We start from the raw sequence: 19923 nt of genomic DNA on the forward strand, positions 1-19923 counted from the left end.
GCCCTTTCCCTGCCCAAGGATCGCCGATGTCCGGCCTCGAACTCAGCGCCGCCATCCTCGGCGTCATTGCCGTCTGGCTTACCGTCAAACAGAACGCCTGGTGCTGGCCGATCGGCCTGGTGATGGTGCTGATCTATGGCTGGCTGTTCTACGAGGTGAAGCTGTATTCGGGCATGCTCCTGCAACTCGCCTACGCGGTGCTGCAGGTGTACGGCTGGTGGCAGTGGAAGCGTCCGGGACGGGTCGAGGACGCCCGCCAGGTCTCACGCCTGGCGACCCCCGCGGTGGTCGCCGGGCTGGCCGGCGGCCTGCTGCTGAGCATCGCCCTCGGCTCGGCCATGGCCTTCTGGACCGACGCCGTCCTGCCCTGGCTGGACGCCACGCTCACCGGTTTCAGCCTGGTCGCGCAACTGTGGATGGCGCAAAAACGCCTGCAGTGCTGGCTGCTGTGGATGGTGGTCGACGTGGTTTACATCGGCCAATACCTGCACCAGCAACTGTATTTCACTGCCGGCCTGTTCGCCGTGCTGACCCTGATCGCCGTGCGCGGCTGGCTGGAGTGGCGGCGCGACCCGGCACTGGTGCAGGCATGAAGGTCCTGGTGCTGTGCGGCCCGGAGTCCAGCGGCAAGAGCTGGCTCAGCGGGGAGATCCAGGCGCACTTCGGCGGCGAACTGGTCGGCGAATACGTGCGTCATTTTATCGACGAACACGCCCGCGACACCTGCTATGCGGATATCCCCGCGATCGCCCGTGGGCAACTGGCCTGGGAAGACAGCGCCCGTGCCCGCCGGCCTGAACTGCTGATCCTCGACACCCACCTGCTCAGCAACATCCTCTGGAGCCAGGCGCTGTTCGGCGACTGCCCGGCCTGGATCGAGCAGGCGCTGCTGGCGCGCACCTACGACCTGCACCTGCTACTCGACCCGGTCGGCGTGTGCTGGGTGGGTGATGGCCAACGCTGCCAACCGGCATTGCCCCAGCGCCAGGCTTTTTTCGCCGACAGCCTCGCCTGGCTGCAACGCCATCAGCAACCGCTGCAGGTGATTGGTGGCGATTGGCAGCAACGCAGCGCGGCGGTACTGACTGCGGTCGAGCGGCTCCTCGAGGGGAAAACGCCGATTTGCCCCACCGAGTGTTAAGCCACTGACACACACACGCGGGCCATAGTCCCCGGATTTGCGCCTTACCCCGCAGATTCGGGGCCACTGTTAACCGCGTGAAACACACCGGCAAAATCCCCCCCAGGCAGCCCCACTGCCGGGCCAGGCAGCAGTTTGCGGAAAAACTGTCTCAGCGCTGATACAGAAAAATCCCGGCGCCCGCCTGCAAATCCCCCAACCCCTTGAAAACCAAGCAATAGTCAAAACCGGCACGCCTTCTGCTCTCTTGTTCACAACGCTGAACAGGCCAGCCCTCAGAAAGAAGGAATTGCCATCGTGGGGAAATTCGACAAAGGCATTTATCGCCTCCTGCTGGTCGGTTGTGCACTCGGGTCAAGCGTAAGCCTGCCTGTTCAGGCTGAACAAGACGGCCGTATCGTGATCATTCGCGACGTGCAAACGCGCAACGCCGTCCGTGGCCCGCTGATCCCCGACCCTAATCCGGTCACCGTCAATACCAACCCCTCCGAGCATGTACTCCGGCAAACCAACGAGCTGAGCGATGGCGATTTCGCCAGCATCAGCAGCGGCGCCGGTATCAGTTCGTTGATCACCCAGCAGACCAACAACCTCGGCGGCAACATCGGCAACCAGACCCAGTTGCCCAATCTCGCCGGCGGCCGTGGCCCAGGCTCCGGCAACGGCATTTCCAACATGGTCAACTCCAGCGTCCAGAAGGGCCTGGGTGCCCTCAATGTCTTGAACGGGGGCAAATGAGATGAAGCACACGCTGCTGATCCTGGCCACGCTGTGCAGCGCACCGGCCTTCGCTCAATCTCCCGTCAGCAACACCGCGACCATCGACAATTCCGGTGCTCGCTACCAGGGCAATCTCACGGTCAACCAGGCCGCCGGCGATCAACAGCAACAGGCCAACGCTCGCGCCATCGCGGTCGGCCCCGACGCCACCGCCACCACCCAGATCCGTCAGCAACTGCGCAGCCCTCAGAACCCCAACATGGATGCCCGCTCGAGCATCCAGGGCGATGCCTTCAGCGGCGGCAACGGCGTGGTGGGTGTCAACCAGAGCGCCGGCGCCGGCAACCAGCAAGCCAACGCCTTGCGGATCAGCATCAGCAACCAGCCGCAAAGTATCGACGACAGCGTCCTCATGCAACAGAACGTGGCGCTGCTCAACAACTCCGATGCAACTGACTCTGCACCTGGCTATCGCCAGATCACTACCAGTGATCAGGCCTTCACCGGTAGCCGTGGGGTGATTCAGTTGAATCAGAGCGCCGGGGTGGGAAACCAAACGGCCAACACCCTCAGCGTACGGGTCGCGGATTGACCCCAACAGTAAATAACAACACTTAACCTAAAACAGAGTACGGAGAATCACCATGAAACCCTCGATGGCAATCAAGCCTCTGGTTTTCGCAATTGCTGCGGTCATGGCTGTTGCTGTACAAGCTGATCAAAACGATCGTCGTGGTAACCACCACAACGGCAACAACAATCCTCCACCAACACGCTTCAATATCGATGCACAAGCCCGGGCGGTCGACAGCCAAAGCAGCACTGGCAACACGATCAGCAACCAGGGCACCATCAACTCGGCCGAGATGAGCAGCTCCGGCGGCGGCGCCAACGGCAACGTCGGCATCAACGTGGCGGCCGGTAACGGCAACCAGCAGGACAACGCCGCAGCGATCGCCAACGCAGCCGCCGAGTCCAGCCTGGACAACAGCTTCGTCTTCGGCAATGCCACCGCCACTGCGCGCGTTGACCAACACAGCGCCCGCAACACCGTCAACAACTGGTCAGCGCAGAACACTGCGTTGATGAGCGGTTCGGCCAACGGCGGCAACGGCAACATGGGCATCAACGTGGCCAGCGGCGATCTGAACCAGCAGAAAAACACCATGGCCATCGCCAACGCCAACGCTGGGCTGGGCAATGCCACCGCCACCGCCAGTGCCGATCAGACTGGCCCTACGCTGACCGTCAACAACAACGCTGACCGCACCACCCGCCTCGACACGATCACGCTCACTACCACCAAGAGCGGTTCGTCCTCGGCCAGCGGGACCTTTGATGCCAGCATCGACAAGAGCTCTTCGTCGAGCCTGAACGTCAGCGGCTCTCACAGCTACGACGCCAGCGGTTCGAACAGCTGGAACGCCAGCGGCTCCAGCAGCCACGACGCCAGCGGTTCGTTCGCCGCCAACGCCAGTGGTTCCAACAGCGCGGATGCCAGCGGCTCGCACAGCGCCAGCTCGAGCGCCAGCAGCAGTGGTTCTCTGACTGCGTCCTTGACCGCATCGGCTGAAGCCGCCCGGTCGAGCACCGTCAACTTCGGTCGTGGCGACCGTACCCGTAGCGAGAGCTCCAGTGCCTCGGTCGGTGCAGACCTCGATGCTTCGTACAACGCTGAGCACGCCAACGCCTACGACTCGTCGTTCGAGAAGTCCTATGACTCCTCCTACGCCAACTCGAAAGACGGCTCGTACACCAAGTCGAGCGACTCCTCGTACGAGAAAGCGCACGACTCGGCGTACACCAAGTCGGCCGACTCTTCGTTCGAAAAAGCCATCGAGAAGTCCTCCGAATCGTCGGACTCCATCTCGAAAAGCTACAGCGAAGCCAACGCGTATGAGTTGAGCAACAGCATCTCGTTCCAAGTGCTGACTCCTACCGGCTGGGCCAACCCTGTGACCAACACCGCCACCCTGAGTGGTTCGGTGAATGGCGGCAGCGGCAACCTGGGCGTCAACGTCGCCTCGGGCGTCGGCAACCAGCAAAGCAACTCGCTGGCCATCTCCAACCAATCGTTCTGATTGGTCTGGCCTGGAGGCCCCCTTCGGGGGGCCTTTTTTCAACCGAACAAGGAAGGCGTCCGATCATGCGTATTATCGCCTTGGCGTGTTTGCTGTGCATGGCCAGCCTGAGCGAAGCCGCTCAAATGCCACTTTCGGTACTGCCGGGAGGGGGCGTGGTGTTCAAGCCGATCCAGAGTGTGCGCGAGCGCAAGTTTGCCGACCTGGTCCAGCAGAAAACCGACTTCAGTTGTGGTGCCGCCGCGCTGGGGACCATCCTGCGCCAAGCCTACTGGCTCGACGTCGACGAACACCAGATCATCGAAGGCATGCTGGCACACGCCGACCAGGACCTGGTCCGCACCCAGGGTTTCTCGATGCTCGACATGAAACGCTACGTCGAAAGCCTCGGCATGCGCGCGCGGGGTTACAAGGTAGCGCCAGAAAGCCTCAACGATGTACGCATTCCCGTGGTGGTCCTCATGGACATCCGCGGCTACAAGCACTTCGTGGTCCTGCAGAAAGTCGACAAAGGCTGGGTGTATATCGGTGATCCGGTACTCGGCCACAAACGCTTCAAGACCGAAGACTTCGTCAAAGGCTGGAACGGCATCATCTTTGCCGTGATCGGCCAAGGGTACGACAAGGGCAACGCCTTGCTCGACCCACCGCTACCCCTTACCGCCAAGAACCGCATCAACAACTTCACCCCGGTGCAAGACGCAGAGTTGATGGATTTCGGATTCATCCAAAGCGACTTCTTCTAATGATAAGGGAGCATGACGCTCCGGGAGCCTGCAATGAAGACTTCAATCTGGGTAGCCATGCTTTGCCTGGCCGCCAGCCTGCCGACCCAGGCGCAGACATTAAAACCGATTGAATTGAAAGATCAGGAGTTGGCCAACTTGCGCGGCCGGTATGTCATGCCGGGGCGAATCGTCAGTTTTGGCGTGGTCATGACCAGTACCTGGCAAAACGCCAAGGGCGATGTGATCGGCGCCAGCTCCTCGATGCAAGTACAGCAATCGACCATCAAGCCGCAATTCTATGTGTCGATGATCAATGAAAAAGGCACCGGCTCGGCAAGTTCGCCAAACACCAGCACCCCACCCAGCACAGGCACTGGCAGCGTCACCGGCGGCAGCGGCCTGAACAGCACCCAAGGGGTCACTCAGGTGGTACGGGCGGCCGGCGACAACAACAGCGCCTACAACAACGTCGATATCAATGTCAGCAAGGGCAATGCCGCCCCTGCGACGCCGCCGCAGGGCCAGGTCCTGGCGGCAGGTTCGACCTTGACCGGCGCCAATGACGCGGGGGCCTTGAGTGTTTCTTCCAGCGGAGCCGGCGTTCAGCTCAACATCGTTGCCAACAACAACCAAGGCACGACCATGCAACGCCTGGCACAAGGCGGGCTGATGCAGAACACCACCTTGATTGGCGGTGGCAACCAGGTCCGCAACATCACCTCGTTGAATGTGGTGATGCGCGAAAACGTCCCCACCGCCGCTTCGTTGAACGGCAATCTTGACCAGCTCAAAGGTCTTCGCGCGCTAGGATATTGATCTACGCTCAGTCTCATCATATGTAGTCAGAAGGGACGGCTAACCCATGCACCGATCGTTAACGTTCAGAGCTATCGTCTGTTTGACTAGCCTGACCCCGGCGACAATGCTCTACGCAGCAGCGGATCCTCAGGTCGAATTATTAAAACAAGAACTCATGGAGTTGAAAGAGCGTTACCAAGCCCAACAGAACGCGCTGATGGTACTCGAACAGCGCGTTCGCCAAGTTGAAGAGACACCCGCCCCACCCCAGCCCAAACGCTTGACCCGATCCCCCGCCGAGCCCGTCAAGGGCGCTACGGTGGCCTCCGGTGCCCCGGGCACTACGGGCGGCAGCGGTTATGGCCAGTCGCTGAAGGACGATTCGGAGCCCGCACAGAGCGTCTCCAACCTGTATGACGAGGCCAGTGGCTTCTTCGGTGGCGGCAAGTTCAGTGTCGAGACCGGCATTACCTATACCCATTACGACACGCGTGCGCTGACCCTCAACGGGTTTCTCGCACTGGACTCGATCTTCCTCGGCCAGATCAACCTCGACCGGATCAAGGCGGACAACTGGACCCTGGACCTGACGGCCCGCTATAACCTCGATCAACGCTGGCAGTTCGACATAAACGTGCCGGTGGTCTACCGCGAATCTACCTATTCCTCGGGTGGTGCAGGCGGCGCAGGCCCCGTGACATCGGATGCGACCGTCACCCGCGACCCGACCATCGGCGACGTCAACTTCGGGGTTGCCTACAAGTTCCTCGACGAGTCCGAGAACTGGCCGGATTCGGTGGTCACGCTGCGCGTCAAGGCACCGACCGGCAAAGACCCTTACGGTATCAAGCTGATCGAGGACCCCACCAACGACAACCTCGCAGTCCCCGAGAGCCTGCCCACCGGCAATGGTGTGTGGTCGATTACACCGGGTATCTCGCTGGTCAAGACTTTCGACCCGGCGGTGCTGTTCGGCAGCCTGTCCTATACCTACAACCTGGAGGATTCGTTCAGCGACATCAGCGCGGCGGAGGGCAGCAAGGTCCCCGGCGACGTGAAACTCGGCAACTCCTGGCAGATCGGTGCCGGTATCGCGTTTGCCCTGAACGAGAAGATGAGCATGTCGTTCTCGGTCACCGACCAGTTCGCCACCAAGAGCAAGATCAGGCCCGATGGCGGCGACTGGCAAAAGCTGTCCAACAGCGACTACAACGCGGCCAACTTCAACGTCGGCCTGACCCTGGCCGCGACCGACAACCTGACCATCGTGCCAAACCTGTCGATCGGCCTCACCGACGACGCCCCGGACTTCACCTTCAGCCTGAAATTCCCCTACTACTTCTGACCGCCAACACCACGCCGGCCCGCTCTCTGGGCCGGCGTTTTTGGTTACCGGCATTGTCTGCGTCCGCCTTCGCGCCCCACCCCTGTTATCATTGAGCAGGTTTTTGTGACGGCTTGATGGCAAGAAGGACGCTTTTGTGAAGAACATGCTCGGCCACCCCCGCGCCAGGCTTTTCAGCCTGGCCGCGCTGGTGCTGTTGATTCCACTCGGCGTGCGCGCCGTGCTGGGCTGGTCCAACCCGCTCGGCTACCTCTCCGACCTGGCGATCGGCAGCCTGCTGATCCTGCTGCTGCAACGGCGCGCCTGGTGGTTGGCGTTGCCGGTATTGCTGGCGTGGGGCGCACTGCTGATCGCCTCGGCCGAGCTGGTCAGTGCAGTCGGCCGGTTGCCGACCAGTGCCGACCTCGGCTACCTGGTCGACCCTCAGTTCATGGAAAACTCCACCGGCGGCGCCCTCGCCCACCCCTGGCTGCCCTGGACCCTCGTCGCCGGCCTGCTGGCCTGGCTGCTGACGCGCAAGCAGGCGCCGCGCCAGCCCGTCGCCGCGCTGCCGCGCAAGGCCTGGGCGCTGCCCGTGCTGCTGCTCGGCGCGCATTGGGCCAGCCAACACCTGCTGCCTTCGGACGCCGATCAATGGCGCCAGTACAACCTGCCGCACCAGCTGCTCTCGGCGGCGGTCGGCAACGTGCAACGCCAGGCCCATAGCTGGCTGGGCGATGACCTGCCGGTGCCGCCGCTGGCCAGCAACGGCCTGACCCAGTCCGACCTCAACGGGGTAAAGATGCTCGACGGCCCAGGCCGCGCGCGCAACCTGCTGGTGATTACCCTCGAAGGCATCCCCGGCGCCTACGTGCGGGCCAACCGCGAAGCCCTGCACAGCCGCTTCGACCAGGAGCTGATGCCCAACCTCAGCCGCTGGGCCGAGCGCGGCATGAACACCCCCGACTACGTCCTGCACACCCATCAGACCATCCGTGGCCTGTACGCCATGCTCTGTGGCGATTACGACAAACTCGCCAACGGCACGCCCAAGGGCGTCGAGCTGCTGACCCAGGAGGTGCGCAACCAGGCCTGCCTGCCTGCGCAACTGCAGCAGGCCGGGTTTGCCACCCACTACCTGCAGGGCGCCGGCCTGCGCTTCATGGCCAAGGACCGGATCATGCCGCACATCGGCTTCGGCTCGGTACATGGCCTGGAGTGGTTCAGCAACGACAACTACCTCGAGTTCCCCTGGGGCAAGGATGACCGGGCGTTCTTCGAAGGCGCGCAGGACTACGTCAGCCAGCTGCGCAAGAGCAAACAGCCGTGGATGCTGACCCTGCTGACCGTGGGCACCCACCAGCCCTACTCGGCGCCCGACGATTACCTGCAACGCTACGACACGCCCAAGCAGGCGGCCGTGGCCTACCTCGACGACGCGCTGGGCAAGTTCCTCGACAACCTCGAGCGCCAGGGCGTGCTCAAGGACACCCTGGTGGTGATCACCTCCGACGAGTCGCATGGCATCGACGGCGTGCGCCTGGCGTCCTCATGGGGCTTCAACCTGATGCTCGCACCGGAGCAGGCCCAGTTGCCCCGCATCAACAAGGGCACTTACGGCCACGTCGACCTGGCCACCTCGCTGCTCGACTACTTCACCCTGCCGATCCCGGCGGCGCTGGCGGGCCGCTCGCTGCTGCGCAACTATGACAGCGGCCGCGAGATGATCGCCTTCACCAACGGCATGCTGCGTTATCACGACGGCCTGGGCGTGCTGACCGAGTGCGATTTCCAGCAGCGCTGCCGACGCTATGCCAGCCAGGGGTTCATTGCCGACAAGGCCGAGTACCTGGGCCGTGGCGAGGGCATGCTCGGCCAGCAGGTCACCGACCTTGCGGCCACCCTCGACCAGTCGCTGCTGCAGACGCCCCTCAACCTGCGCTACCAGTTCGGCGGCCCGACGGCGATTGCCCTGCACCCGAGCATCCGCGACGACTGGGCCGACAACCTGATCGGCGCGCAATACCTGGAAATGCCCGAGGGCTCGCACACCCGCGTCCGGGTCAAGGTGCGTGCGCTGGACCCACAGCACACCGCCTACATTCAGCTCAAGGCCAAGGAGCTTGAACAGGACGTGCCGCTGGGCTTGCCGGACGAAATCGCCGTCACCGCGGGTGAGCCGCTGGAGCTGGAGTTCAGCTTTGACAACCCGTCGCTGCGCAAGGCGTTCTCGTTCCACCTGCTGGGTTACGGCGACGGCGAGGTCGAAGTCAGCGATTTCAGCGTGATCACTGCCATGCCGGGCGAAGATGAGCCGGCCAACGACCTGCAGGATGGCCATATCGCCCATTCCAGCTGAAAGCGTGGCCCAGGCTGGTGAACTGGGCCAGAGCGTCTTTACTTGAATAAAAACAACAGCCGTCACAGAGGGAAGTGCCCCATGAAGATTGTGGTCACCAGTATTCTTGTCGACGATCAGGCCAAGGCATTGGCGTTCTACCACTACGTACTCGGCTTCGAGCCCAAGCAGGATGTGCCAATGGGCAGGCACCGCTGGCTCACCCTCACCTCCCCCAACGACCCGCACGGCGTCGAGCTGCTCCTCGAGCCCGACGCACACCCGGCGGCCAGGGCCTTCAAGAGCGCGATCAAGCAGGACGGGATACCCGCCACCTCGTTTGGCGTGCGCGACATCCAGGCCGAGTACACCCGTTTGTGCAAAGCCGGCGTCGAATTCACCCAGCCGCCGACCGACCTCGGCCCGGTCATCGTCGCCGTGTTCGACGACACCTGCGGTAACCTGATCCAGATCGCCCAACGCCATTGACCCCGCCCGCGCGGTGCCTGCGGGCACCGCGACAGCAAGGTTCGATACGCCGTCCTGGCGTTCCGCTACAGTGCTCGAAGCCCTCCCCAGCGCAGCCACAACAAGGATAAATTCCATGCGCTACGAATTCAGCGAAGTGCTCAACGACCTGATCGACTATTTCCTCCTCGGCGACATCCAGTTGCTGGCCCGCTTCAAGCAGGAAAACGACCTGCCCGACGATCTCGCCCACGAGTTCACCCACACCGACAGCGGCGACCGCGCAGTGCTCGAGGGCGTGGTGGTGCCGCTGGCCGGCATCGAGAACCTGCCTTACACGATCATCTTCAGCCTCGACGAGCCAACCCCGGCCCTGCTCGAGCCCGGCAGCCGCCTGCAGCACCGCCGCGGCGGCTATGTGCTGAAGGTGGAAAACCGCGCAGTGATGCTGTTTACCTGGCGGATCCTGCAGCATTTCACCAACAAGACCCTGGGCGACCTGCTGGCGCGTTACCAGATGCCCAACCGGCCGATCATCGAACTGGACAACGGCTGGTACAACGTCGAAGTGCTGGCGGGCGCGGTCAAGCGTGACGGCCTTTTCGAGCCGACCTTCGAGTTCGTCCTGAAAAAGAGCTGGAGCCGGGGCGACGCTTCGACAGTAGACACCAGCTACGCCTTCACCCTGCGCGGCGACTTTGCCTGATCATTCACCAAGCCATTGGCCCTACTGAGGCCTTCGCGGGGCAAGCCGCGAAGGCGCAGCAGCAGGCCTGCACCTCAGGTGATATCGCGGTCCTTGGTTTCCGGCAGGAACAAGATACCCAGAACCGCCGTCATCAGCGCAATCACGATCGGGTACCACAGCCCGTAGTAGATATCCCCGGTGGCCGCCACCATGGCGAACGCCACGGTCGGCAGGAAGCCGCCGAACCAGCCGTTGCCGATATGGTACGGCAGCGACATCGAGGTGTAGCGGATGCGCGCCGGGAACAGCTCCACCAGCCAGGCGGCGATCGGCCCGTAGACCATGGTCACGTAGATCACCAGGATGGTCAGCAGCAACAGCACCATCGGGTAGTTGATCTTGTCGGGGTCGGCCTTCTCGGGGTAACCCGCTTGCTTGAGGGCACCGCCAAGCGTGGCGGTAAACGCATCGTTTTGCGCCTTGAAGTCGGCGGCCGCCAGGCTCGAGCCATCGAAGCTGGGGATGACCCGCTCGCCGATGCGGATCTGGGTCACGCTGCCGGGCTCGGCGCGCTCGTTCTGATAGGGGATCGCACGCTTGGCCAGCAGCGTCTTCGCCAGGTCACACGAACTGGTGAATCTGGCCTTGCCCACCGGGTCGAACTGGAACGAGCACTGGTCCGGGTCGGCGACCACCACCACCGGGTTCTGCGCCTGGGCGACGAACACGTCCGGGTTGCCGTACTCGGTCAGCGCCTTGAAGATCGGGAAGTAGGTCAAGGCCGCCAGAATGCACCCCGCCATGATGATCTTCTTGCGCCCGATACGGTCAGACAGGCTGCCAAACACGATAAAGAACGGCGTGCCGATCAACAGCGAGCCGGCGATCAGCAGGTTGGCCGTCTGCGGGTCGATCTTGAGCGTCTGCAGCAGGAAGAACAGCGCATAGAACTGCCCCGTGTACCACACCACCGCTTGCCCGGCGGTGCCACCGAGCAGCGACATGATCACCACCTTGAGGTTGTCCCAGCGCGCAAACGACTCGGTCAGTGGCGCCTTCGAGGCCTTGCCCTCCTCCTTCATCTTGAGGAACACCGGCGACTCGCTCAGTTGCAGGCGGATGTACACCGAGATCGCCAGCAGCACGATCGACAGCAGGAACGGGATCCGCCAGCCCCAGGCTTCGAACGCCTCGGTGCCCAGCGCGGTACGGCACGCCAGGATCACCAGCAGCGAGAGGAACAGGCCCAGGGTCGCGGTGGTCTGGATCCACGCGGTGAAGAAGCCACGCTTGCCCTTCGGCGCGTGCTCCGCCACATAGGTCGCCGCACCGCCGTACTCACCGCCCAGCGCCAGCCCTTGCAACAGGCGCAGGCTGATCAGGATGACGGGGGCGGCGACACCGATGGTCGTGTAGCTGGGCAACAGCCCGACCAGCGCGGTGGACACGCCCATGATGACGATGGTGATGAGAAAGGTGTGCTTGCGGCCGATCATGTCACCCAGCCGGCCAAACACGATCGCGCCGAACGGCCGCACGGCAAAGCCTGCGGCAAACGCCAGCAAGGCGAAGATGAACGCGGTGGTTTCGTTGACGCCGGCGAAGAAGTGCTTGGCGATGATCGCCGCCAGTGAGCCGTAGAGGTAGAAGTCGTACCATTCGAACACCGTGCCCAGGGACGAGGCGAAGATGACCTTGCGCTCCTCCCGGGTGATACCGCGCTTGGGCGCGCTGCCTGTCGATGTGCTGTCGATGACCGCCATGGGTTGCCTCCGTGTTGTTCTTGTAGGCCGGAGTACCTCATAGACAACACACCGCACCCTGGCCCTTGGGCTTGTTTGGATCACGGTTGCGCGAAGCACGACGAAGCGAACCGCTTCGGATCGCAGCAAGGTAAGCTGAAGCATAATCGGCTTTGTCGGGATATCCACTCGCCAGCATGCCAGGGCCGCACAAGGACACAGGCGCATGACCGTAAGCAACCGCCAGGCGTGGCAGGGACAGATCTGGCTGGGCGATGACCACGGCCTGCTGGTCGGCCGACCGGGCCACACCGACCGCCACGCGCACTATGCGCACCAGGTGCTGATCGGCCTCGACGCGCCCGTGTGGGTCGAGGTCGACGGCCAACGGCTGAGCGGCCCGCTGCTGTTGGTCGAGTCGGGCCAGGAGCATGCCATCCTCAGCCAGGACGATCCCTGTATCACCGTGTTCGCCGAGCCGCTGGCGTTCAGCAGCGCGGCGCTGCTGGCGGCCTGCGACCAGGGCGCTGGCGACCCGCAGCGGCTGGCGCGGCTGCTGCGCGACTGGCCACGACCGCCGCTCGATGCGCGCCTGGGCAAGGCCCTGGCACGTATCCGCGGCGTGGATGAGCATGCCCTGCCCGCCGAAGAGCTGGCCCGCGCCGCCACCCTGTCGATCAGCCAGCTCGAGCGCCTGTTCAGCGGCAGCCTGGGCTTGTCGGTACGCCGCCTGGTGCTCTGGCAACGCTTGCGCCAGGCATTGCAGCTGGCCCTGGCCGGGCACCGCCTGACCGACGCCGCGCTGGCGGCGGGCTTCGCCGACTCGGCGCATTTTTCCCGGAGCGTGCGCAGCCAGTTCGGCATCCGCGCCGGCGCGGCGTTGCGTCATCTGCGCCTAGGCACGCTCGCCTAGCGCCTCGCGCAGCGCCTGCGGCAGCGGCGCGGCCGGTTGGGCGCCTTGCCCAGGGCGCAGCGGCTCGCGCAACTGGGCCAGGTAGCCACGGGGGTAGTCCGGGCGGTCGCCAATACCCAGGTCATCCTCACCCAGGGCGTAACGCGGCAGATACAGTGCAGTGCCCAGCAGGCGGTCCCATAGCGGGAAGAACAAGGCGAAATTGACGTCGCCCGCCGTGCCGTACTTCATGTGATGCAGGCGGTGCACCGGGGCCCAGGCAAACAGGTGACGCAGGCAACCGATGCGCATGTCGACATTGCTGTGCTGCAGCAGCAGCTGGATCGAGATGCTGAACGCCAGGAGGATCGCCACCTCCTGGCCCAACCCGCACACCAGCAACGGCAGCGTGCCGCCGAGTGCTTCGAGGAGCAGGTGCAAGGGGTGCTTCATCAGGCCGTTGAAGCCATACAGGCGGGTGACGCTGTGGTGCACGGCGTGCAGGCGCCAGAGCAGCGCGCTACGGTGGCTGGCGTAGTGCATCAGGGTGATGCCCAGGTCGGTCAGCGGCAACGCCAGCAGCAGTTGTTGCCACAACGGCCAATGGCTGGGCCACAGGTCCACCGAGGGGATGTGCAGGGCCAACAGCGGGATGATCGCCAGCGCGGCGATATTCAGGCCTTCGTTGACCACCGCATGCAGCAGATCGCGGTGGCCGTCGCCATGGGGCGTGTTCCAGGCAGGCCTGTAGGGCCACACGGCTTCACAAACAAACGACAGGAGCACTGCGCTTGCCAATAGCGCCAGCAACCACCGCGCACTGAAACCGCTGCCTAGCAGGTACAGCGCGGTGGCAATGAATCCCAGCAGGAACAGCGGCGCATACACGTAACGCATGAGGGTGTCTCCAAAGCGGCAGGAGTCACCAGTCTTGCGTGGTCGGCATCACCCCGCTTGAACGAACGGCGCAAGTGCAGGCCGCCCTCACTCGTTGACCAGGCGCTGCAACGTGCCCTGCTCATGCCGGGCGAGCACCCGCAGGATTTGGTCGACCAGCGCCCGATCGGGCCCTTCCAGGTGCAGGTGGTGCCCGCCCGGGTGCCAGGACACCTTGGCCTGGCGCGGTAAGGCCGCCTCGCGCCGGGCGAAGCCGTCACCGGCAAACGCACCCTGGCGGCCGAGCATCAGGTACAGCGGGCAGCTGACCTGGCTCAGCAGGTCGCAGGCCTCACGCTCGGTCAGCGGCATCGGCTCGGGCAGTACCAGCCGCGGATCGTGCCGCCAGCAATAGCCCTCGCCTACCTGCAGCAGGTCGCGCATCGCCAACAACCGCGCAGCCTCCGCCGACAGGCCACCGTCCAGCCGACTGCGGCGTTGCAGCAGCGCGTCTTCGAGGTTGTCGAACTGGCTGCCGTCCTTGTCACTGAAGCCCTGCAGGCGGCTACGCCGGACCAGGCGCTTGAGCCGATAGGCCTTGGCCAGGTGCTGCACCCGCTCATCCTCGGCCACGGTGAACGGCGCCCCCATGCCGTCGAGCAGGATCATGCTGGCGATGCCACTGGTCAACGCCGCCAGCAGCGTGGCGACGCCGCTGCCCATGCCATGGGCAAGCACGTGAAACTGGCCGAGGCCGAGGCTGTCGACCACCGCCAGCATGTCTTCGGCGTGCTCCCAGAGGTAATAACCGCTGTCGTGGCGACGGTGGTCGGAGCGGCCGTGGCCGACCAGGTCCGGGGCCACCACGAAACAGCCGTCGAGCAACGGCGCGAGCCGCTCGAACGAGGCGGCGTTGTCCAACCAGCCGTGCAGGGCCAGGACCGGAATGCCGTCTTCCGGCCCCCAACTGCGCACGGCGATCTCGATACCGTCGAGGTCGAGCAGGTGGTCCTTGGGACTGAACTGCGAACGCATGGGCTCTCTCCCTGGCTGATGCCTGGCGCCTGCGAGTCAGGCCGGCACCCCACCATGGCCCAGCCAGGCCGAGCGTGCTGCACCGTGACCGACGACCACATGCGCGACACCGACCTCTGCCCGGGCGCTAGTTATGTAACACCTGTGCGCCCGCGCGATGGCGCCTGATAGCCGCACTATCAGAGCGGAGCCCGCATATGCCCAGCACCACGCCCTACCACTACGCCCAGATCAGCAAAAGCCTGCCCGATTGGAGCAAGCAACTGCATCCCACCCAGGTCCGCGAGGTGCTGCAGCGTCAGCGCAAGGAGTACCTGGACGCCGCCGGCGTTGCCCTCCCCTGGTACGCCGATGCCGCCGCGCTCGACCAGGCGGCGCTGCGCCGCGCGATCGAGCTGCGCGACACCAGCCTCAGCGCCCTGCAGGCCCAACTGCAGGGCCTCAAAGGCATCAGCGAGTTCTGCGCGCCGCTGCTCCAGCAGCGCCTGGCAATCGACGTACCCGTGCTCCAGGCCCAGTACCGCTTTCAGCCGACTCAGGTACAGCGACCCACCACTCCGCCCTCGGGCCCGAGCACGCCTACCGACCTCTTGCCCATCATCGCCAAGGGCGAACCGCAGCTTCGCAGCCTGCTCGAAGCTGCGCTGCACAACTTCGAAGGCCCCGCCGACACCACCCGCCTGAGCGGCCTACAAACCAGCCGCGATGATTTCACAGCCCCCCGCGGCCTGAGCGTGAACCAGTTTATCGAGGCGTGCCGCGCGCTGGACCTCGGGCAGCGCTATCAGGCACACCTGGCCAGCCTCTATGACGGCCCCCAGGCGGAGCGGATCCGCGCGCTGTCGATCCGGGCACGCCAGGACGAATTCCGTGTGCAGACCCGTGTCGCCAGGCTCAAGGGCGTGCTGTCCGCGCTGGGCCACGCGGCGCTGCACGACCTGTGCGGCGAGACGCCTGTGCCAGGCTATGACCGGCGCCCCCTGCGCACCTGGCAGATCAATCTGTTTGGCGTGCCAATCCACGAGATGCTGCTGATGGCGCCCGCCGAAAACGGCAAGGACGACCCGGTCATCCTCTACCTGCCAGGCGATGATGACCCGATCAGGGAGTTCAGCTCACTGGCCGAGGTGTTCCGGCACATGCGCAGCAAGCTGTTGCAGGAGGGCTTCCGGCAACGCTTCGTGGCCCTGGCGCCCCGCCCCCTGCAACCGGAGCTGATGCGCCGGCTGAAGCGCGCCTTGTTCGAGAACGCCGACGACGCCAGCCATCCGCCGCTGATCACCCGCACCAGCGTGCACCTGCAGACCGGCGACAACCTGCTGCCCAGCCAGCCGTGGCAGGACCTGGAGCGCCGCCATGTGGCCCGGCTCAAAGGTGACGCCCGGGCCATCGCGGTACCGACTGCCGATGTCGACGCCAAGGTGCGCCTCGAGCGCCTGGACCACTGGCTGGACGTCGGCCTGACCGTGCTCAATGTGGCCGCCATGTGCATCCCGGGGCTCAACCCGCTGATGCTCGCCATCGGCGCCGCGCAGATCGGCGGCAGCGTGTTCCATGGCATCCAGGCCTGGGAAGACGGTGACAACGCCGAGGCGCTGGCGCAGCTGGAGTCGGTGCTGGTGAATGCGGCGGTGGTTGGCGCTGTCGGGGCCGGTGCGGTGGCGCTCAAGGCCTCAGGCTTTGTCGACGCGATGCACAGCGTGCGCGTCGGCGACCAGGACCTGCTCTGGAGTCCGTCCCTGTCGGGCTATGCCAGCCCGGTCGAGATCCCCTCCGCCCTGGAGGCCGATAAGAGGGGCCAGTACCACCTGGACGGCCGTACCTATGCACGCCTGGACGGCACGCTGTATGAACAGTTTCAGGACGCCGACGGCACCTGGCGCATTCGCCATCCGCAGGATGCCGAGGCGTATGCACCCTCACTCGCCGAAAACGGCACTGGCGCCTGGCGGCTGACCCACGAATCGCCGCTGAGCTGGGACAGCGGGACCCTGCAGCGGCGCCTGGGCAGGCTGGACGACAACCTGAACGCGCAGGACTTGAGCAACGCCTGGCGCAGCACCGGCCTGGATGAGGGCGTACTGCAACGGCTGCATGTGGCTGGAACCCAGCTGCCCGCACCGTTCGAGGACACCCTGGTACGCCTGAGAGCCGACCGACAGGCGAGCGTCATCATCGACAACGTGCGCCACGCCCGACCGCTGGCGGCCTACAAGAACTTCGCCCTGCCGGCCCTGGTCGAGCTGCCGCGCTGGCCGCAGGACCATATCATTCAGGTTTTCCAGGGCAGCGAGCGCTTCGGCGAGTCGACTTTCTATGGGCGCCTACCTCGGCAGATCGGCGATGTGCTGATCCAGATCAGCCACAGTGAGCTGGATGCCGGACAACTGGCCGAGGTCGTCCTGGGGCAACTGCACGACGCCGATGTCCTGACGCCGCAAGCCGTGCCGGGCGAGGGGCGCAGCCAAGCACTGCAGAGCCAGCTGGCAGACTATCTTCAAGCGCGTCGCCAGGCGCTTTTCGACAGCCTGTACAGCAACGCTCAACCGACGCTTTCACCCGCTGCGGCGCGGCTACGCGGCCAATTCACCGGCCTTCCGGGGTTATTCGCCGAGGAGCTCATGGCCAACGCCAGCGGCCTTGAACGCGCGCGACTGATCGCGCCGAACGGCCGCCCCTCGCTGCGCCTCCTCGAGGAGGCCCGCTGCCTGCAAGCCCAGGCGCGCCTGGACCGGGCGATCATCGGCCTGTATCGGCCGACACTGGCGAACCGCGACACGGCCCGGCTGATCGACGGGCTGCAGGCACAGCACCCAGGGCTCAGTGGCGAAGCCCTGTTCCATGCCGCAGCCGACGACCGCGCACAGGCCGCCCGCCTGATCGGCCAGCAACCGATCAAGCCTGGCTATCGCTCGCCGTTGCGCCTGGCCCACGGCCGCCTGGGCTATCCGCTGAGTGGCCGCGGTGTGCCCAGGCGCGCCGCGACGACCGCCGCGCGGCGCCTGCAGGCGCTCTATCCCGAGCTCAGCGACAGCCAGCTGAATGCGCTGCAGGCCGAGCTTGCGCACCCCAACGGCATCGCCGATGCCATACGGGCACTGGAAGCCGAGTGCTTTACCCTCAACCGCGAACTGACCAGTTGGGTGGACGCCTCAGCGGACATCCTCGAACGCGAGGAGCGCCAAGCCTGCGCCGAGGCGTTGAAAACCGCCTGGCGCCGTGAAGGCGGCGCCGATCGCACGCACCTGACCCTGCAGCGCATGCGCCTCGCGCAGTTGCCGACGCTGAGCGCGCGCTTTGCGCACATCCGCTCACTGAAGATCGATAGCCTCGAGTTGCAGCGGATCGACGCTGGGTTCCTCGGCGGCTTCAGCCGGCTCGAACAGCTCGAACTGATCGGCAACCCTGACATCGACCCCGCGTCGTTGTTCGCGGCACTGAAGTCGACGCCCCACCTGGTCGAGCTGAGTCTGCCCGGCAATGCGCTGACCGAGCTGACGCGCACGGCGCAAGAGGCGCTGGGCGCCATGCCGCGGCTGCGCGTGCTCGACCTGAGCCGTAACCGCCTGCAGTTGAACGCCGCGGACATCACCTTTCTGGGGCGCCTTCGCCTCGATGCGCTCAGCCTCTTGCGCAACAACATCACCCTCGACCACGCCTTGGCCGAGCGCTTCCAGGACATGGTCCATCTGAGAACCCTGCGCCTGAACTTCAACCCGCTGCAGGTGGCCCCAGACGTGCGCTACATGGCCCGGCTCAGTCACCTGGCCATGAGCAATTGCAGCCTGCAGGCCTGGCCACAAGGCTTGACCACCCTGATGAGCCAGGCGCAATACCAGCTGCGCTCGCTCGACCTGTCGTTCAACCAAATCCGCACCGTCCCCGGCCTGCCTGAAGTGCTGAGCACACCCTATGTCCGCGACGTCGGAGCGCGCCTGCCCGACCGCGTCTGGCGCTTCAATTACAACGGCATGGAGCCCGGCACCCGATCGCGCTTGCTCGCCAACCGCGTCAGCGTGTTCGAGCAAGAGGTCGACATGCCCCACTGGCAGACCGTCTGGCGCGCCAATGCCGGCCCGGCGCGCGAGCAGCTGTGGGCCGACCTGTTCGACCACGGCGAGAACACCGAGCTCGCCGGGGTACTGGAACGTCTGACCCAGTCGGCCGAGGCCCAGCGTCAACCCGATGGCCTGAACACGCGGGTCTGGGGCCTGCTGGCAAAAGCGGCCGAGGACCAGGCCCTGCGCCAGGACCTGAACGACCTGGCACAGGCCTTCCCGCCCACCTGTGGCGATGCCGGGGCCGATGCCTTCAGTGCGTTGGAGATCCGCGTGCTGACCTACGATGCGAGCATCGGCGACAGCCCCCTCGCGGCTCAGTGGGCGCTGTACCGCAAGCTGTTTCGCCGCGCGCAGGTCGATACCTTGGCCGACCGCATCGCCTTGCGGCGCACGCTGCGCAAGGCCGCACTGCAGCAAGCGGTGATCAGCGGTGATGAGTCCAACCTGCCGCCCCTGGACCCGCTCGATGACGTCCGGGCGGTGCCCGATACCGATCTCTACGATGCACTGGTGGACGATATCGAGATTCGCCTGGCGTTGCGTCAGCACCTGGCCACCCGGCTGGACTACCCGGAGCCTAGCGCCGGCATGCGCTATGAGCATGTCGCCCAGCTCACCCCGCGCATCCTGGCCAATGTCGCCGAGCAGGTCCGCCACCTCGACCTGGACCTTGCCGCCCGGCGCACCTGGCTGCTCGAACAACCCAGCTGGCAGCAAACCTTGCGCAGCCAGTATGCGGCGCAGTTCGAGGCGCTGACCGACTACTGGCGATCGGGCCTGGACTACCTCGACTACTGCCTGAGTGAGGAGGCCGAGCCCGTCACCCGCCTGTCTCGGTCGCTGATCGATGCGCTGGAAAAGGTCCTTGGCCAGCCGTTGCTCGATGCCCAAGGCGGGCTGCGCAGGGTTGCGCTGAACTCCGGCCAGTACCAGACCGCCATCGACGCGCTGCTGCAAGCGCAGCGGGAGGTCGAGCGAGGCCTGCTCGACAGCCTCACCCGCGGCCTGGAAAGCACCTTGGCCTGACGCCG

General features: G+C 64.9%; 16 protein-coding genes. 13 read left to right on the forward strand and 3 right to left on the reverse strand.

All coding sequences use genetic code 11. The features are described 5' to 3' along the window. Positions 1-26 precede the first annotated feature (26 nt). The 11 genes from pnuC to CCOS865_RS15235 all read left to right on the forward strand — a co-directional run bounded on the left by pnuC (position 27) and on the right by CCOS865_RS15235 (position 10304). Entirely contained in the window at positions 27-593 is a 567-nt protein-coding gene (gene pnuC / locus CCOS865_RS15185) for a nicotinamide riboside transporter PnuC (RefSeq protein WP_119142216.1), read from the forward strand. Then, positions 590-1141 carry an AAA family ATPase gene (locus CCOS865_RS15190; RefSeq protein WP_119142218.1) on the forward strand — a complete coding sequence of 184 codons (552 nt, stop codon included), beginning with the start codon at positions 590-592 and terminating at the stop codon, positions 1139-1141. Before pnuC ends, CCOS865_RS15190 begins: the two co-directional genes overlap by 4 nt. A 297-nt stretch (positions 1142-1438) precedes the next feature. Continuing rightward, the gene (locus tag CCOS865_RS15195; RefSeq protein ID WP_119142220.1) at positions 1439-1879 is read left to right on the forward strand and encodes a hypothetical protein; all 441 of its coding nucleotides are present in this window, start codon (positions 1439-1441) and stop codon (positions 1877-1879) included. A gap of 1 nt (position 1880) precedes the next feature. Then, the gene (locus tag CCOS865_RS15200; RefSeq protein WP_119142222.1) at positions 1881-2453 is read left to right on the forward strand and encodes an adhesin; all 573 of its coding nucleotides are present in this window, start codon (positions 1881-1883) and stop codon (positions 2451-2453) included. 52 nt (positions 2454-2505) lie between these two features. Further along, positions 2506-3942: an autotransporter outer membrane beta-barrel domain-containing protein gene (locus CCOS865_RS15205; protein WP_119142224.1), complete on the forward strand. Its 1437-nt coding sequence runs from the start codon at positions 2506-2508 to the stop codon at positions 3940-3942. Positions 3943-4007: 65 nt separating this feature from the next. Beyond that, complete coding sequence (locus tag CCOS865_RS15210; protein ID WP_119142226.1) at positions 4008-4688, forward strand: C39 family peptidase; 681 nt, start codon at positions 4008-4010, stop codon at positions 4686-4688. 33 nt (positions 4689-4721) lie between these two features. After that, positions 4722-5486 (forward strand): hypothetical protein, encoded by a 765-nt coding sequence (locus CCOS865_RS15215; RefSeq protein WP_119142229.1) that lies wholly within the window; start codon positions 4722-4724, stop codon positions 5484-5486. Positions 5487-5532: 46 nt separating this feature from the next. After that, positions 5533-6813, forward strand: a complete 1281-nt coding sequence (locus CCOS865_RS15220) for a transporter (RefSeq protein WP_119142231.1) — start codon at positions 5533-5535, stop codon at positions 6811-6813. A 145-nt stretch (positions 6814-6958) separates the two neighbouring features. After that, a complete protein-coding gene (locus CCOS865_RS15225; RefSeq protein WP_415842694.1) occupies positions 6959-9151 on the forward strand; it encodes an LTA synthase family protein in 2193 nt (730 codons plus the stop codon). Between the two features lie 81 nt (positions 9152-9232). Next, positions 9233-9619, forward strand: coding sequence for a VOC family protein (locus CCOS865_RS15230; RefSeq protein WP_119142236.1), 387 nt, complete (start codon positions 9233-9235; stop codon positions 9617-9619). A 115-nt stretch (positions 9620-9734) separates the two neighbouring features. Next, entirely contained in the window at positions 9735-10304 is a 570-nt protein-coding gene (locus tag CCOS865_RS15235; RefSeq protein WP_119142238.1) for a hypothetical protein, read from the forward strand. A 74-nt stretch (positions 10305-10378) separates the two neighbouring features. Here CCOS865_RS15235 and CCOS865_RS15240 read toward each other — a convergent pair whose 3' ends face one another. Beyond that, positions 10379-12049: an MFS transporter gene (locus CCOS865_RS15240; RefSeq protein WP_119142240.1), complete on the reverse strand. Its 1671-nt coding sequence runs from the start codon at positions 12047-12049 to the stop codon at positions 10379-10381. Positions 12050-12254: 205 nt separating this feature from the next. Here CCOS865_RS15240 and CCOS865_RS15245 point away from each other — a divergent pair, with 205 nt between their 5' ends. Then, complete coding sequence (locus CCOS865_RS15245; protein ID WP_119142242.1) at positions 12255-12941, forward strand: helix-turn-helix domain-containing protein; 687 nt, start codon at positions 12255-12257, stop codon at positions 12939-12941. On the opposite strand, the gene CCOS865_RS15250 is transcribed toward CCOS865_RS15245, so the two are convergent. Both CCOS865_RS15250 and CCOS865_RS15255 read right to left on the reverse strand, forming a co-directional pair. Further along, the gene (locus CCOS865_RS15250; protein ID WP_119142244.1) at positions 12924-13817 is read right to left on the reverse strand and encodes a sterol desaturase family protein; all 894 of its coding nucleotides are present in this window, start codon (positions 13815-13817) and stop codon (positions 12924-12926) included. The two genes, CCOS865_RS15245 and CCOS865_RS15250, sit on opposite strands and share 18 nt — an antisense overlap. 87 nt (positions 13818-13904) lie before the next feature. Continuing rightward, positions 13905-14831: an alpha/beta fold hydrolase gene (locus tag CCOS865_RS15255; RefSeq protein WP_119142246.1), complete on the reverse strand. Its 927-nt coding sequence runs from the start codon at positions 14829-14831 to the stop codon at positions 13905-13907. Positions 14832-15028: 197 nt separating this feature from the next. Between CCOS865_RS15255 and CCOS865_RS15260 the strand changes: the two genes are divergently transcribed. Next, positions 15029-19918, forward strand: a complete 4890-nt coding sequence (locus tag CCOS865_RS15260) for an NEL-type E3 ubiquitin ligase domain-containing protein (protein WP_208644538.1) — start codon at positions 15029-15031, stop codon at positions 19916-19918. Positions 19919-19923 lie beyond the last annotated feature (5 nt).

The organism is Pseudomonas reidholzensis (assembly GCF_900536025.1).
Classification (GTDB): domain Bacteria; phylum Pseudomonadota; class Gammaproteobacteria; order Pseudomonadales; family Pseudomonadaceae; genus Aquipseudomonas; species Aquipseudomonas reidholzensis.

Bases quoted from the DNA above. Each gene is read 5' to 3' on its own strand.
- pnuC (WP_119142216.1), top strand. From the start codon at position 27: ATGTCCGGCCTCGAACTCAGCGCCGCCATCCTCGGCGTCATTGCCGTC.
- CCOS865_RS15190 (WP_119142218.1), top strand. From the start codon at position 590: ATGAAGGTCCTGGTGCTGTGCGGCCCGGAGTCCAGCGGCAAGAGCTGG.
- CCOS865_RS15200 (WP_119142222.1), top strand. From the start codon at position 1,881: ATGAAGCACACGCTGCTGATCCTGGCCACGCTGTGCAGCGCACCGGCC.
- CCOS865_RS15205 (WP_119142224.1), top strand. From the start codon at position 2,506: ATGAAACCCTCGATGGCAATCAAGCCTCTGGTTTTCGCAATTGCTGCG.
- CCOS865_RS15210 (WP_119142226.1), top strand. From the start codon at position 4,008: ATGCGTATTATCGCCTTGGCGTGTTTGCTGTGCATGGCCAGCCTGAGC.
- CCOS865_RS15215 (WP_119142229.1), top strand. From the start codon at position 4,722: ATGAAGACTTCAATCTGGGTAGCCATGCTTTGCCTGGCCGCCAGCCTG.
- CCOS865_RS15220 (WP_119142231.1), top strand. From the start codon at position 5,533: ATGCACCGATCGTTAACGTTCAGAGCTATCGTCTGTTTGACTAGCCTG.
- CCOS865_RS15225 (WP_415842694.1), top strand. From the start codon at position 6,959: ATGCTCGGCCACCCCCGCGCCAGGCTTTTCAGCCTGGCCGCGCTGGTG.
- CCOS865_RS15230 (WP_119142236.1), top strand. From the start codon at position 9,233: ATGAAGATTGTGGTCACCAGTATTCTTGTCGACGATCAGGCCAAGGCA.
- CCOS865_RS15235 (WP_119142238.1), top strand. From the start codon at position 9,735: ATGCGCTACGAATTCAGCGAAGTGCTCAACGACCTGATCGACTATTTC.
- CCOS865_RS15240 (WP_119142240.1), bottom strand. From the start codon at position 12,049: ATGGCGGTCATCGACAGCACATCGACAGGCAGCGCGCCCAAGCGCGGT.
- CCOS865_RS15245 (WP_119142242.1), top strand. From the start codon at position 12,255: ATGACCGTAAGCAACCGCCAGGCGTGGCAGGGACAGATCTGGCTGGGC.
- CCOS865_RS15250 (WP_119142244.1), bottom strand. From the start codon at position 13,817: ATGCGTTACGTGTATGCGCCGCTGTTCCTGCTGGGATTCATTGCCACC.
- CCOS865_RS15255 (WP_119142246.1), bottom strand. From the start codon at position 14,831: ATGCGTTCGCAGTTCAGTCCCAAGGACCACCTGCTCGACCTCGACGGT.
- CCOS865_RS15260 (WP_208644538.1), top strand. From the start codon at position 15,029: ATGCCCAGCACCACGCCCTACCACTACGCCCAGATCAGCAAAAGCCTG.